This window comes from Pseudomonas sp. LPB4.O (assembly GCF_038383825.1).
GTDB lineage: Bacteria > Pseudomonadota > Gammaproteobacteria > Pseudomonadales > Pseudomonadaceae > Aquipseudomonas > Aquipseudomonas putida.
Genome location: NZ_CP151298.1, coordinates 2,781,744 through 2,795,056, shown reverse-complemented (window position 1 = coordinate 2,795,056; position 13,313 = coordinate 2,781,744). Strand labels below are relative to the sequence as shown.

General features: G+C 62.7%; 11 protein-coding genes. 6 read left to right on the top strand and 5 right to left on the bottom strand.

The features are described 5' to 3' along the window. Positions 1 to 13 precede the first annotated feature (13 nt). Positions 14 to 913, top strand: a complete 900-nt coding sequence (locus MRBLPB4O_RS12485) for a hydroxymethylglutaryl-CoA lyase (RefSeq protein ID WP_341798679.1) — start codon at positions 14 to 16, stop codon at positions 911 to 913. A 529-nt stretch (positions 914 to 1,442) separates the two neighbouring features. Here MRBLPB4O_RS12485 and MRBLPB4O_RS12480 read toward each other — a convergent pair. After that, complete coding sequence (locus MRBLPB4O_RS12480; protein ID WP_341798678.1) at positions 1,443 to 1,961, bottom strand: MgtC/SapB family protein; 519 nt, start codon at positions 1,959 to 1,961, stop codon at positions 1,443 to 1,445. 153 nt (positions 1,962 to 2,114) lie between these two features. On the opposite strand from MRBLPB4O_RS12480, the gene MRBLPB4O_RS12475 reads away from it, so the two are divergent. From MRBLPB4O_RS12475 to MRBLPB4O_RS12455, 5 genes are all read left to right on the top strand, one after another. Next, positions 2,115 to 2,354, top strand: coding sequence for a DUF3203 family protein (locus MRBLPB4O_RS12475; protein WP_341798677.1), 240 nt, complete (start codon positions 2,115 to 2,117; stop codon positions 2,352 to 2,354). A 121-nt stretch (positions 2,355 to 2,475) separates the two neighbouring features. Next, the gene (gene ccoG / locus MRBLPB4O_RS12470) at positions 2,476 to 3,879 is read left to right on the top strand and encodes a cytochrome c oxidase accessory protein CcoG (RefSeq protein ID WP_156858827.1); all 1,404 of its coding nucleotides are present in this window, start codon (positions 2,476 to 2,478) and stop codon (positions 3,877 to 3,879) included. Positions 3,880 to 3,929: 50 nt separating this feature from the next. Further along, entirely contained in the window at positions 3,930 to 5,339 is a 1,410-nt protein-coding gene (gene mapR / locus MRBLPB4O_RS12465) for a GntR family transcriptional regulator MpaR (protein ID WP_016499368.1), read from the top strand. 57 nt (positions 5,340 to 5,396) lie between these two features. After that, entirely contained in the window at positions 5,397 to 7,052 is a 1,656-nt protein-coding gene (locus tag MRBLPB4O_RS12460) for an ATP-binding protein (protein WP_341798676.1), read from the top strand. Positions 7,053 to 7,115: 63 nt separating this feature from the next. Further along, on the top strand, positions 7,116 to 9,182 hold the full coding sequence (locus MRBLPB4O_RS12455) for a PAS domain-containing protein (RefSeq protein WP_341798675.1): 2,067 nt from the start codon (positions 7,116 to 7,118) through the stop codon (positions 9,180 to 9,182). A gap of 9 nt (positions 9,183 to 9,191) precedes the next feature. Here MRBLPB4O_RS12455 and MRBLPB4O_RS12450 read toward each other — a convergent pair whose 3' ends face one another. The 4 genes from MRBLPB4O_RS12450 to MRBLPB4O_RS12435 all read right to left on the bottom strand — a co-directional run bounded on the left by MRBLPB4O_RS12450 (position 9,192) and on the right by MRBLPB4O_RS12435 (position 13,272). After that, positions 9,192 to 9,938 (bottom strand): SDR family oxidoreductase, encoded by a 747-nt coding sequence (locus tag MRBLPB4O_RS12450; protein WP_341798674.1) that lies wholly within the window; start codon positions 9,936 to 9,938, stop codon positions 9,192 to 9,194. Between the two features lie 104 nt (positions 9,939 to 10,042). Then, positions 10,043 to 11,578: a DHA2 family efflux MFS transporter permease subunit gene (locus MRBLPB4O_RS12445; protein ID WP_341798673.1), complete on the bottom strand. Its 1,536-nt coding sequence runs from the start codon at positions 11,576 to 11,578 to the stop codon at positions 10,043 to 10,045. Further along, positions 11,575 to 12,768 carry an HlyD family efflux transporter periplasmic adaptor subunit gene (locus MRBLPB4O_RS12440; RefSeq protein ID WP_341798672.1) on the bottom strand — a complete coding sequence of 398 codons (1,194 nt, stop codon included), beginning with the start codon at positions 12,766 to 12,768 and terminating at the stop codon, positions 11,575 to 11,577. Before MRBLPB4O_RS12440 ends, MRBLPB4O_RS12445 begins: the two co-directional genes overlap by 4 nt. A gap of 30 nt (positions 12,769 to 12,798) precedes the next feature. Beyond that, positions 12,799 to 13,272 (bottom strand): MarR family transcriptional regulator, encoded by a 474-nt coding sequence (locus MRBLPB4O_RS12435; RefSeq protein ID WP_016499362.1) that lies wholly within the window; start codon positions 13,270 to 13,272, stop codon positions 12,799 to 12,801. Positions 13,273 to 13,313 lie beyond the last annotated feature (41 nt).

Here is a 13,313-nt window from a genome sequence, read left to right as displayed (position 1 = left end):
CAGGAAACCCGCCATGCCCTTGCCCAAAGAAGTCCGTCTGGTCGAAGTAGGCCCCCGCGACGGTTTGCAGAACGAAGCCCAGCCCATCAGCGTTGCCGACAAAGTGCGCCTGGTAGACGACCTCACCGCAGCGGGCCTGGCCTACATCGAGGTGGGGAGTTTCGTCTCGCCCAAGTGGGTGCCACAGATGGCCGGTTCCGCCGAGGTGTTCGCCGGTATCCAGCAGCGCCCCGGTGTGACGTATGCGGCGCTGGCGCCAAACCTGCGCGGCTTCGAGGACGCGCTGGCTGCAGGGGTGAAGGAAGTGGCGGTGTTCGCAGCTGCCTCTGAAGCGTTCTCGCAGCGCAACATCAACTGCTCGATCAGCGACAGCCTCAAGCGCTTCGAACCGATCATGAATGCCGCGCGCAGCCATGGCGTACGCGTGCGCGGCTATGTGTCGTGCGTACTCGGCTGCCCCTATGAAGGCAAGGTCAGCGCCGAACAGGTGGCCCCGGTGGCCCGCGCCCTGCATGACATGGGCTGTTACGAGGTCTCGCTGGGCGACACCATTGGTACAGGTACCGCCGGCGATACCCGGCGCCTCTTCGAGGTGGTTTCGGCCCTGGTACCGCGCGAGCAACTGGCCGGGCACTTCCATGATACCTATGGCCAGGCATTGGCCAACGTCTATGCCAGCCTCCTCGAAGGTATCAATGTGTTCGACAGCTCGGTGGCCGGGCTGGGTGGCTGCCCTTATGCCAAAGGCGCTACCGGCAACATCGCCACGGAAGATGTGGTGTACCTGCTCCAGGGGCTGGGCATTGCTACCGGTATCGACCTGGACCGGCTGATTGCCGCCGGCCAACGCATCAGCGATGTGCTCGGCCGCGGCAATGGGTCGCGGGTAGCGCGGGCGCGCAACGCGCAGTAAGTCATACGGGTGTCACATACGTGTGGGTGAAGTGTTACCGGCCCCACGTTTCACAGCAAAAAATCGGGTAACAGGGAAACAAATCGACAGAATCTCAGGCTGGCTGGCTGGGACCAAAATCGTTAAGCGCCTGTATTTAAAGGATTTTAAAAAGTTGGCACGCACCCTGCTATATCTTTCGTACAAGAACAAAAAAAATGTGACAACCAATAAAAACAACAGGTAACGGCTCTGACATAACAAGAACAACACGGCAGAGGCGTAGCAAGCAGATCTTTTTGGAGTCGACACGCTTTTCAGGGGTACGCCCCGCGGTCTGGCACAGAACAATAAAACTACCTCAAGGTAGCTACAGCCAGGTTCGGATCAATGATGAAAGCAGGTCAGCGCTCAAAAAAATACGTTTGCTCTTGACCCCGCATGGGGGTCGCTCGCAACACCAAGGCAGGCTGACAAAAACAACAAAAAGCCGGTCTCAATAATAAGAAAAGAGCAAGCAGCAACGCTTTGGGGGGAGCTTAGGCTCCCCTTAGTGCTTCCTGCCCTCCTCCTCTTCCTGCTTTTCCTCACTCTGACCTTCGACCTTCTCTACCAGCAACGGCATCGTCCCCAGCACCAGCAGGGCCAGTACCGTGCTGATCAGCGCCGTGGCTTCGCGGCCCATCCCGGCAGCCGTGCCGATAGCAGCAGTCATCCATAGCCCTGCAGCGGTCGTCAGGCCTTTCACATGGCTGGGGTCCTTGCCGTTACCTTTGAGGATGGTACCCGCACCCAGAAAGCCGATACCGGCAACGATACCCTGGATTACCCTGCTTAGCGCCTGTTCGTCAGCCCCGGCCGTGCTAGGCGCCAACACAAACAGGGCTGCACCCAGCGAGACCAGCATGTGGGTGCGCACCCCGGCAGACTTGCCTTTGTGTTCACGTTCAAAGCCCAACACAGCGCCAAGTATGGCTGCCATCAGCAGGCGCACGAGAATGCGCGTGACTTCGCGCTCATCGGTAACATCGGCGAATTCAGCCTGGATTGCTTGCCAGATGACGTCCATTACAGTTGCCCCCTGCTGAGCTTTGTTTGGCCGGCGCCGGCCTATGCAAGGGTTGACCGCTGTACACAGGGCAAAGTGCCGCTCAGCCTGTTGATGCAGCAACCAGCCCCTCACTGTGGTCCACCCTGTAACCACCAGCAGGAGCACCACACCATGCCCATTGAAATCGACGAAGCCACCCAGCGCTGCACCTTGATCGGCGAAGACCTGCGCATCGAGGGTGATGGCCCCGATGTCGAAATCATCACCGACGAACAACTGCACATGTCGGTGGCCTTGCTCGCAGGCCAACGCGTGCCCATCACCGAAGCCGAGGCCGATGCACTGACCGTGGTGGGTGCGGTGGATAGCCGCAGGCACCTGAAGGCCAGTGTGCCAGGCTCGGTGATCTAAGGCCTGGCGGGGCCAACCGGGTAATCTGATACGGTTTTTATCGCAAAATCTGAGCCTGTGCTGATAACAGCCTCAGGGCCATAGTGCTCATGCCTGATCGAGGCCTGATGAGCACCGAACCATGAATAACAGAATCCCTTTTACAGAGATCGCCGCCGCCCCAGCCAGCCAACAACCGCGACGCATCGACAGCGGCATTCACACCCGCAGCTTTACCGGGCTGTACCGTAGCCTGCGCATCGGTTTTGCCGGGGCCCTGTTCGTGCTTTTTTTTGGCACCGCCTGGCTGAACTGGAACGGCCGCCAAGCCGTGCTGTGGGACTTGGGTGAAAGCAAATTCCACATCTTTGGCGCCACCTTCTGGCCACAGGATTTCATCCTGCTGTCGGCGCTGCTGATCATTTGCGCCTTCGGCCTGTTCGCCATCACCGTGTACGCCGGCCGCGTGTGGTGCGGCTACAGCTGCCCACAAAGCACCTGGACCTGGCTATTCATGTGGTGCGAAAAGGTCATAGAAGGTGACCGCAACCAGCGCATCAAGCTTGCCGCCGCGCCCTGGAGCCTGAACAAACTGGCGCGCCGTACCCTGAAACACAGCCTGTGGCTGGCCATCGGTGTAGTCACCGGGCTGACCTTTGTCGGCTACTTCACGCCAATCCGCCCACTGGCCGCAGAACTGTTCACGTTGCAACTGGGCGGCGTGGCGCTGTTCTGGGTACTGTTCTTCACCGCTGCCACCTACATAAACGCAGGCCTGCTGCGCGAAGCGGTGTGCCTGCACATGTGCCCGTATGCGCGCTTCCAGGCTGTGATGTTCGACAAGGACACCCTGGCGGTTGCCTATGACCCGCGCCGTGGTGAAGCCCGTGGCCCGCGCAAGAAAGGCAGTGACGTTGGCGCGCAAGGCCTGGGCGACTGCATCGACTGCACGCTATGCGTGCAAGTGTGCCCTACCGGCATCGATATCCGCGATGGTTTGCAAATGGCCTGTATCGGATGCGCGGCGTGCATCGACGCCTGCGACGGGGTGATGGACAAGATGGGTTACGCCCGCGGGTTGATCGGTTACAAGTCCGAACACAGTTTGCAGGGCGGCACCACCCACTGGCTGCGCCCGCGCCTGCTGGGCTACGTCGCTGCGCTCGGGGTGATGATCGCAGCACTGGTGGTGGCCTTGCAGATGCGCCCCATGGTTTCGCTGGATGTGATCAAGGACCGCGGCCTGTTCCGGGAAAACGCCCAGGGCCAGATCGAGAACATCTACCTACTCAAGGTCATCAACAAGACCGAGCGCACCCAGCACTATGCGCTGCGCCTGCTGGACGCTGACGGTTTCACCTTGCAGGGCACCACCGCATTGGTGATCCCGGCCGGCGAAATGAGCGAACTGCCGGTATCGGTCGCGATGCTGGCCGAGCGCCCGGCCAGCAGCTCGCAAACGCTGAGCTTCGAAATCAGCGAGCGCGACGACCCAGCCATTCGCAGCGTGGCCCAAAGCCGCTTCGTCGCACCGATGAACCGCTGATCCCTTACACTGACTCCACCTTGCCTGCCAGGCTTCGACAGAAGGCCAGAATGAAACGCTACGAACGCTTCGCCGACGACATTGCCGAACTGATCCGCTCCGGGGTCCTGGGCCCCGGCCAACGCGTGCCTTCGGTACGCTACGCCAGCCAGACCCACGGGGTCAGCCCGTCCACCGTGTTCCAGGCCTACTACCTGCTGGAGCGGCGCGGGCTGATCCGTGCCCGGCCACGCTCGGGCTATTTCGTCAACGCCCACGCCCCGCGCCAGTTCAGCGAGCCGCAGGCATTGCAGCCGGTCAGTGAGTCGACGGACGTGGACGTCAGCGGCCTGGTGTTCTCGATCCTCGACTCGATCAAGGACCCCAACACCATACCGTTCGGCTCAGCCTTCCCCAGCCCCGAACTGTTTCCGCTGCAGCGCCTGTCGCGCTCGCTGGCCAGCGCCAGCCGCAGCATGGACCCGCGCATGGTGGTGACCGACCTGTCGCCCGGCAACCCGCAGCTGCGCCGGCAGATTGCCCTGCGCTACATGGTCGGTGGGCTGATGCTGCCGATGGAAGAGCTGCTGATCACCAACGGTGCACTGGAAGCCTTGAACCTGTGCCTGCAGGCAGTTACCCAACCGGGCGACCTGGTGGCCATCGAGGCCCCCGCCTTCTATGCCTGCCTGCAAGTGCTGGAGCGGCTCAAGCTCAAGGCTGTGGAAATCCCCGTGCACCCGCGCGAAGGCATGGACTTGGGGGTACTGGCACAGACGCTGGAAAAGCACCCGGTAAAGGCCGTGTGGTGCATGACCAATTTCCAGAACCCGGTAGGCGCCAGCATGCCGGAGGCCAAGAAGCAGGCGCTGGTGGAACTGCTGGCGCGTCACCAGGTGCCGTTGATCGAAGACGACGTGTACGCCGAGCTGTACTACTCGCAGCAGGCGCCCAAACCGGCCAAGGCCTTCGACACCCAAGGCCTGGTCATGCACTGCGGCTCGTTCGCCAAAAGCCTGGCACCCGGTTACCGCATCGGCTGGGTGGCGGCCGGGCGCTTTGCGCAGAAGATCGAGCGGCTGAAACTGATGACTTCGCTGTGTGCCTCGATGCCGGCCCAGGCAGCGATAGCCGACTACCTGCAACACGGTGGCTATGACCGCCACCTGCGCAAACTACGCTACGCCCTTGAAGGCCAGCAGGCCAACATGCTGGCCGCCATCGCCCGCCACTTCCCGGCGCAGACACGGGTCAGCCAGCCCTCGGGGGGCTACTTCCTGTGGTTGGAACTGCCCGAGCAGATGGATGCCCTCAAGCTGTTCCACATGGCCCTGGCCCAGGGCATCAGCATCGCCCCGGGGCCGATCTTTTCGCCCACCCGCCGCTTCGGCAACTGCATCCGCCTCAACTACGGCAGCCCCTGGCATGACGGTGCCGAACGGGCCATGGAGACGCTCGGGCGAATCATTCGCTCGTTCTGATCGCTACAAGCCTGAAGGGCGACTATAGTTGCCCGATCCGTTCATGGGGCTTGGGTCATGCAGCCAGATTCGCGTCCATCGATCACCCAACTGCAGGCGCGCGTCGCAGAACTGGAAGCATGCCTGGCAGAACGCGAAGACAGCGCCCATGCACACAACAAGCTGCTCGGTGAACTGCTCGACAACAGCCTCGCCAACGTGTTTGCCGCCGACCGCAAGATGCGTCTGGTGGCCATCAACCGAACGGCTCGCGAAACCTTCCAGCGCCACCGCGGCTTCTTGCCGCAGATCGGCGATTACGTCCCGCAGTTCCTGACCAATCAGCCCGATATCATGAACCGGTTGGCCCCGGTTTGGCCGCGTGTGCTGGCCGGCGAAGCGTTCGTCGATACCGTCACCTTCGGTCCGCCTGATGCGCCGCGCCATTACGAAATCCGCTACCACCCGTTGCGCGATGCGCAGCAGCGGATCCAGGGCGGATACATGTTTGCCTATGACATCACCGAGCGCATCGCCGAACAGCAACGCCTGCACCAGGCCGAGGAGGCTCTGCGCCAGTCGCAGAAAATGGAAGCGGTCGGTCAGTTGACCGGCGGCATCGCCCACGACTTCAACAACCTGCTGGGCAGCCTGCTCGGCGCAGTGGAAATGGCCGAACAGCGCCTGGACCAACAACGCCATGCCGACACCGCCCGCATGCTCGAACTCTGCCGCAGTACTGCCTTGCGCGCCGCTGCGCTGGTAAAGCGCCTGCTGGCCTTCTCGCGCCAGCAGACGCTGTTGCCGCAACCGGTTGACGTGCAATGCCTGGTAGCGGGCATGCAAGACCTGATCGTCAGCTCTATAGGCCAGCACATTGACTTTCACGACCGAACACTGGCCGGGCAATGGTCAATTCACGTCGACCCGCAGCAGCTGGAAAATGCTCTGCTGAACCTGTGCATCAATGCCCGCGATGCCATGCCCCTGGGCGGTACGCTCAGCATCGCTTGTGCAAACAGCGACCTCGCCGTAGCTGAGGCCGGTCACTTGGGCCTGCCTGCGGGGCGGTACTTGCACATTCGCGTTGCCGATACCGGCATGGGTATGTCCAGCACGGTGCGCCAGCGCGCCCTGGACCCTTTCTTCACCACCAAGCCACTCGGTCAAGGTACCGGCTTGGGGTTGTCCATGGTCTATGGCTTTGTCCGCCAGTCCGGCGGGCAGTTGCAGATCGAAAGCGTGCCCGGGCAAGGCACCTGCGTTCACCTGTACTTCCCTCTGGAGGAAAGCATCGCTGCCTGCAGCCAGCCTGTGCCACTCACCACCGGCGTCGAGCTTTCTGCCCCCCGCGTGCAGCGAATCATGCTGGTGGAAGACCAGCCAGCCATGCGCCTTGTGCTTGTCGAAGTACTGACTGAACTGGGCCATGAAGTACAGGCTTTCGACCGTGGCCGCCCGGCGCTTGAGGCTATGCATGCGGGCGTACCTCCGGACTTGCTGATCACGAATGTCGGCCTGCCCGGTGGAATCGACGGATATCAGCTGGCAGAAGCGTTTCAAACGCTAGTGGCCAAAGCGCCCGTTCTGCTGCTTACCGGCTATGACACTGCCGACATCCCGATCAGTGGCCGCCCGGACAGGCGCACCGAGGTGCTGTGCAAACCGTTCAACCTGCAGAGCCTTGGCCAGCGAATTGACCGCCTGCTGGGGATTGCCCCGCCGCAACGTTGACCGCCTATCCGCCTGCGGGTGAACACGTTAAAGTCTGCGCATCCTTTTTCGTCGGACGTCGGCATGCCATCCCGCGACCCGCTCACACTGCGTCAACAAGTCGAAGCCCTGCAACGGCGCAATGCGCTGCTGGAAGCACAGCTCGCCAGCTATCAAGACCAGGATCAGGACTTTTACCGGTCGTTGTTCGACACCATGGACGAAGGCTTTTGCATCATCGAGTTCTTTGACGGCCCACATGGCCCGCTGAGTGACTATGTGCATGTGCTAGCCAATGCGGCCTATGCCAAGCACGCCGGCATCCCCGACGTGGCCGGGCAGAAACTGCGCGAAATGGTGCCTGATGAGGCCGATGACTGGGTGGCCCGCTATGGCGCTGTGCTTCGCACAGGGGAACCGCTGCACTTCGAGCAGGAGCTGGTCGCCACCGGCCATGTGCTGTCGGTGACCACGTTTCGCGTAGAGCCTGCAGAGAAACGCCAGGTAGCCGTGCTGTTCAAGGATGTCACCGAACGCCGGCGTGCAGAGCAGGCCCTGCAGCGCCTCAACGAAGAACTGGAACAACGGGTGAATGCCGCACTGGCGGAGCGACGCTTGTTTGCCGAATTGGTCGATCACAGCGTGGTCAATGTGCATGTGGTGGACAAGGGCCTGCGCTGGCTGGCTGTGAACCGCCAGGCCAAGCATGACTTCCACCTGCTGTACGGAAGGACACCGGAAATCGGCGACTACCTGCCCGGGCTGTTTGAAGACGGAGGCGCTGGCCAGACACCTATTCTGCCAATGTGGCAGCGCGCCCTGGCTGGCGAGCAGTTCATCGAAACTGGCACCTTCGGCAAGCCTCCCATGCTGCGCCATTACGAATTGCGCTTCAACGCCTTGCGCGACTCAAAAGGCGAGATACAAGGCGCGTTTCTGTTTGCTTATGACATCAGTGAACGGGTGCAAGAGCAGGAACGCCTGACCAAGGCCGAAGAAGCGCTGCGTCAGGCACAGAAGATGGAGGCCGTAGGCCAGCTCAGTGGCGGCATTGCCCACGACTTCAATAATCTGCTGGGCGTCATCCTTGGGGCCCAGGAACTGATGCGGCAACGCCTGGACCAGTCTCGCTTCGACGCCCTGGAACCCTTGCTGGAGCTGTCCAGCGGCTCGGCGCAGCGGGCCTCTTCGCTGGTGCACCGGCTGCTGGCGTTCTCTCGCCAGCAGACTCTGCAACCCTGCTCCACACAAGTGGCCACGTTGGTTGCCGGCATGGAGGACCTTCTGCGGCGCACCATCGGCCCTGCCATTAGCCTGAGCAGCCGCTTCGCCAGCCAGCTGTGGCCGACCTTCATCGACCCGCCTCAACTGGAAAGCGCCCTGCTCAACATCTGCATCAACGCCCGCGATGCCATGCCTGCGGATGGTGTGATCGAGATCATTGGCGATAACCTGGTGCTTGACGACGAGCAGGCCCTGGCAGGGGGGCTGCCAGGCGGCGAGTACGTGCGGCTGAGTATCGTCGACAACGGCAAGGGCATGTCGGCTGAAGTGGCCGAGCGCGCAGTCGACCCGTTCTTCACCACCAAACCGATGGGCCAGGGAACCGGGCTGGGTCTGTCCATGACCTACGGCTTCGTGCGTCAGTCGGGTGGGCAATTACGCGTGCTGTCGGTGCTTGGCGAAGGCACCCGCATCGAGCTGCTGCTACCCCGCCACGACGAGCAACCCAAGGCCCCTGCCGGTAAACCGCAGCGCACGCCATTGCAAAGAAGCAGCACGGCTGCGAAGCGCATTCTGTTGATCGAAGACCAGACCGCCTTGCGCCTGGTGGTGGGCGAAGTGCTGGATGAGCTGGGTTATCGGGTGGACGCCTTCGAGAATGGCCCGACCGCCCTCGCCCACCTGCAAAGCGGCGAGCGGCCAGACCTGCTGCTGAGCGATATCGGGCTGCCGGGTGGCCTAAATGGCCGCCAGGTGGCCGAGCGCTGCCGTGTGCGCTACCCAGACCTCAAGGTGCTGTTCATCACCGGTTACGATGAGAGCGCGGCGCTCAGCGACGGCCAGCTGTTGCAGGGTAGCTCGGTGCTGACCAAGCCGTTTGAACTGGACACACTCGCCGAGCGGGTACGTGAGCTGCTGGGGGATTGACGGGCGCGCTCAGCGCCCGCCGCTCAGGTCAATGAAACTGCCGGTGGAATAGGACGCTTTGTCCGAGAGCAGCCAGAGAATGGCTTCGGCCACTTCCTCGGGGCGCCCGCCGCGCCCCATGGGCAAACCGGGCTCAAGCTTGCTGACCCGGTCGGGGTCGCCGGACAAGGCATGGAACCCTGTGTGGATGTAGCCCGGGCGTACGCCATTGACCCGCACGCCCTCGCCTGCCACTTCTTTTGCCAGGCCGATGGTGAAGGTGTCGAGCGCGCCCTTGGAGGCGGCATAGTCGACATATTCGTTGGGCGAGCCCAGGCGCGCAGCCATCGATGACACGTTGACAATGGCCCCGCCGTGCCCACCATGCCGATGCGCCATGCGCAACAAGGCGTGCCTGGCGCAGAGCATGGGGCCGACGACATTGGTTTTCATGATCTTCAGCAGGCGGAACTCGGACATTTCCTCGACACGGCTCTGCTGGCCGATGGTGCCGGCGTTGTTGACCAGTGCGGTGACCGGGCCGAGCTCTTCGTCTACGCGCCGAAACAGGTGGATGATCTCATCCTCGACGCTGACGTCGGCGCGCACGGCGATAGCCTCGGCGCCCAGGGCGCGGACCTGGCCGAGGAGGGTTTCGGCGGCCTGGTCGTCGGCGTGGTAGTTGATGCAGATGCGGTAGCCCTCGCGGGCCGCCAACAGCGCCGTGGCGGCACCGATACCGCGGCTGCCGCCGGTGATGACGATGACGTTCTCCATGATTATGCCAATCGCTTGGGAAAGGGAGGATCGACAATAGGCGAAAAGGCTACAGATGGGAATGACCGAGGTCAGCTCACACAACCGTGACCGTGTGATTTAGCTCAATGCCCCGCCGATGCCGGCCCGGCCTTGGCAGTGAACGGTGGCTTGGCGAACCACACCAGCAGGATCAACCCGGCAAACACCCAGGTCATCAGGGTGAAGTAGTCCACTGTCGACATCATGTAAGCCTGCCCGTTGAGTATCTGCTCCAGCTGCGCATAACTCTGCGGGCTGGCCCCGCCCAACTGCTCAAGCGTATGCCGCGTCGCCGGGTCGAACTGGCTGATGTTTTCGCTGAGATAAGCATGATGCTGGTCCGCCCGGCGAATCCAGATCCACGTCGTCAACGACGCCGCAAAACTCCCGCCCAAGGTACGCAGGAAGGTCGCAAGCCCCGAACCGTCGGCAATCTGGTGCGGCGGCAGGTCGGACAGCAGGATGCTCAAGGTCGGCATGAAGAACAACGCCACGCCAATGCCCATGAACAGCTGCACCAAGGCCACATGCTGGAAGTCCACCTCGCTGGTGAACCCGGCACGCATGTAGCAACTGGTGCCGATCGCCAGGAACGCCAGCCCCGCCAGCACACGCAGATCGAAGCGGTGCGCGTACTTGCCCACGAACGGCGACATGATCACCGGCAGCAAGCCGATCGGCGCCACCGCCAAGCCCGCCCAGGTGGCGGTGTAGCCCATCTGCGTCTGCAACCATTGCGGCAGGATGAGGTTGATACCGAAGAACCCCGCATAACCGCCGACCAGCACGATGGTGCCGACGCGGAAGTTGCGGTGCACGAACAGGCGCAGGTTGACCACCGGGTGGCGGTCGGTCAGTTCCCAGATCACGAACACCGCCAGGAACACCACCGAAATCAGGCTACCGATAATGATGAACGACGACTCGAACCAGTCCAGGTCGTTGCCTTTGTCGAGCACGACCTGCAACGCCCCGACACCGACAATCAGCGTCAGCAAGCCGATGTAGTCCATCGGCTGGCGGCTGGTGACCACAGGCCGGGTACGCATCTGCTGGCGCACCACAGCGGCGGCAAACAGGCCAATGGGCACGTTGATGAAGAAGATCCACGGCCAACTGTAACTGTCGGTGATCCAGCCCCCCAGGATCGGCCCGGCAATGGGCGCCACCACCGTGACCATCGCCAGCAGCGCCAGGGCCATCCCCCGCTTGGCCGGGGGGTAGACCGCAATCAGCAAGGTCTGGGTCATCGGGTACAACGGCCCGGCGACCACGCCCTGCAATATGCGGAAACCGACCAGTTCGGGCATCGACTGGGCGATACCGCACAGGAACGACGCCAGCACGAACAACAACGTGGCCCAGATGAACAGTTTCACTTCGCCAAACCGCCGGCTGAGCCAGCCAGTCAACGGCAAGGCGATGGCATTGCTCACCGCGAACGAGGTAATGACCCAGGTGCCCTGCTCGTAACTCACCCCCAGGTTGCCGGAAATGGTCGGCAATGCCACGTTGGCGATGGTGGTGTCGAGCACCTGCATGAACGTCGCCAGCGACAGCCCGATGGTGGTCAGCAGCAGGCTCGGCGGCGTGAACTGGGCAGCGGCGTTGTCGCTCATCGCTGGGCCGTCTTGCCGGTTGCGCTGTTGTCGTGGATCAACCGGGCGATCAGGTTGTCGGCCTCGACCAACTGACGGTCATACACCTGGGTGGTGTAGCTGGCCTGCTGTGGGGGCTGCTGGGCCAGGGCCGGGCCGCTCTGGTCATGCAGGTCGACTTCTACTACGGTGGACAGGCCAATACGCAGTGGGTGGTCCTTGAGCTGATCGGGGCTCAGGTGAATACGCACGGGGACGCGCTGGACGATCTTGATCCAGTTGCCGGTGGCATTCTGTGCCGGCAACAGGGCGAAGGCACTGCCGGTACCAGCACCAAGGCTGTCGACCGTGCCGCTGTACTTGACCTCGCTGCCGTAGAGGTCGGCGCTGATCTGCACCGGCTGGCCGATGCGCATCTCACGCAGCTGGGTTTCCTTGAAGTTGGCGTCGATCCACACCTGGTCCAACGGGATCACCGCCATGGTCGCGGTGCCTGGCTGCAGGCGCTGGCCCAGTTGCACAGTACGTTTGGCAACGTAACCGGTAACCGGCGCCACCAAGGTGGTGCGAGCGTGGTCGAGGTAAGCCTGGCGCAGGTCGGCGGCGGCGGCCATGACCTCGGGGTGCGAGGAAACCACGGTGTCGTCGACCAGCGCGCTGCTGGTACTGAGCTGCTGACGTGCGCTGTTGACAGCGGCCTGGGCGACACTCAGGTCATCGCGGGCGTGGGACAGCTCTTCTGCAGCAATCGCCCCGCTATCGGCCAGCACCTTGCGCCGGTTGAAGTCCTGCTGGGCTTTGCGCAGTTCGGCCTGGCGGGTTTCCAGCTGGGCCTTGAGCGAGTCGACATTGCTGTACAGCCCGCGCACCTGACGCACGCTGCGTGCCAGCTTGGCTTCGGCAGACTGCAAGGCCACCTCGCTGTCGGCCGGGTCGAATTGCAGCAACACCTGGCCGGCATGGACCAGGTCGCCGTCATCGGCACCGATGCTGGTGACGGTGCCGGTCACTAGCGGGGTGATCTCCACCACGTTGCCGTTGACGTAGGCATCGTCGGTGCTTTCGTGCCAGCGCCCCACCAGGCTGTACCAGGCCCAGGTGCATGCACCGGCAAGTACCAGCAACAGCAGCAGGCCAAGCAGCCAGGCCTTGCGCTTGCGCGACGGCTCGGGCGCGGCGGAGGGAGTCGGGGTATCTGCGGAGGTAGCCATGACAATACCTTGGATAATTCGTGACAGGGTTCAACGGTCGCCAAAGCGGCGGATCGTCAACGGGTCGCCAGCACCGAGCAGGACCTTGGCCAGCAGGCCTTCCAGGGCCTTGAGCTCATCAGGCGCCAGCACGCCGCACAACTCGTTCATGGCGGCAGCGCCAATTTCCGGGAGGCGGTCGGCCAGGCGCTGGCCATCGGCGGTGAGCGCCAGGCGCACCAGGCGGCGGTCGTCGGCGCAGCGGTTGCGCACAATCAGCTCCTTCTGCTCTAGCCGATCCAGCATGCGGGTCATCGAACCGCTGTCCAGGCCCAGGTAGCGGCACAGCTCGGCCGGGGTATCCACCTGGTACTGGGTGACGATGATCAGCACCTTGAACTGCGCGGCGGTGACGCCCTCTGATTCGAGGTGCCAGTCGAGAATGCGGTCCTTCAGGATCGCCGCACGGCCAAGGAGCATGCCGATGGCGCAGGTCTGGAAGTTTTCGGGGGAGAAGTGGGCCATCGGAGGCTGCTCGGGCAATTGTGTGAAAATATTACTGCCTA

What these genes read in the sequence shown, in the direction of transcription:
- MRBLPB4O_RS12485 (WP_341798679.1), top strand. Translation starts at nt 14, where the DNA reads ATGCCCTTGCCCAAAGAAGTCCGTCTGGTCGAAGTAGGCCCCCGCGAC.
- MRBLPB4O_RS12480 (WP_341798678.1), bottom strand. Translation starts at nt 1,961, where the DNA reads ATGGACGTCATCTGGCAAGCAATCCAGGCTGAATTCGCCGATGTTACC.
- MRBLPB4O_RS12475 (WP_341798677.1), top strand. Translation starts at nt 2,115, where the DNA reads ATGCCCATTGAAATCGACGAAGCCACCCAGCGCTGCACCTTGATCGGC.
- ccoG (WP_156858827.1), top strand. Translation starts at nt 2,476, where the DNA reads ATGAATAACAGAATCCCTTTTACAGAGATCGCCGCCGCCCCAGCCAGC.
- mapR (WP_016499368.1), top strand. Translation starts at nt 3,930, where the DNA reads ATGAAACGCTACGAACGCTTCGCCGACGACATTGCCGAACTGATCCGC.
- MRBLPB4O_RS12460 (WP_341798676.1), top strand. Translation starts at nt 5,397, where the DNA reads ATGCAGCCAGATTCGCGTCCATCGATCACCCAACTGCAGGCGCGCGTC.
- MRBLPB4O_RS12455 (WP_341798675.1), top strand. Translation starts at nt 7,116, where the DNA reads ATGCCATCCCGCGACCCGCTCACACTGCGTCAACAAGTCGAAGCCCTG.
- MRBLPB4O_RS12450 (WP_341798674.1), bottom strand. Translation starts at nt 9,938, where the DNA reads ATGGAGAACGTCATCGTCATCACCGGCGGCAGCCGCGGTATCGGTGCC.
- MRBLPB4O_RS12445 (WP_341798673.1), bottom strand. Translation starts at nt 11,578, where the DNA reads ATGAGCGACAACGCCGCTGCCCAGTTCACGCCGCCGAGCCTGCTGCTG.
- MRBLPB4O_RS12440 (WP_341798672.1), bottom strand. Translation starts at nt 12,768, where the DNA reads ATGGCTACCTCCGCAGATACCCCGACTCCCTCCGCCGCGCCCGAGCCG.
- MRBLPB4O_RS12435 (WP_016499362.1), bottom strand. Translation starts at nt 13,272, where the DNA reads ATGGCCCACTTCTCCCCCGAAAACTTCCAGACCTGCGCCATCGGCATG.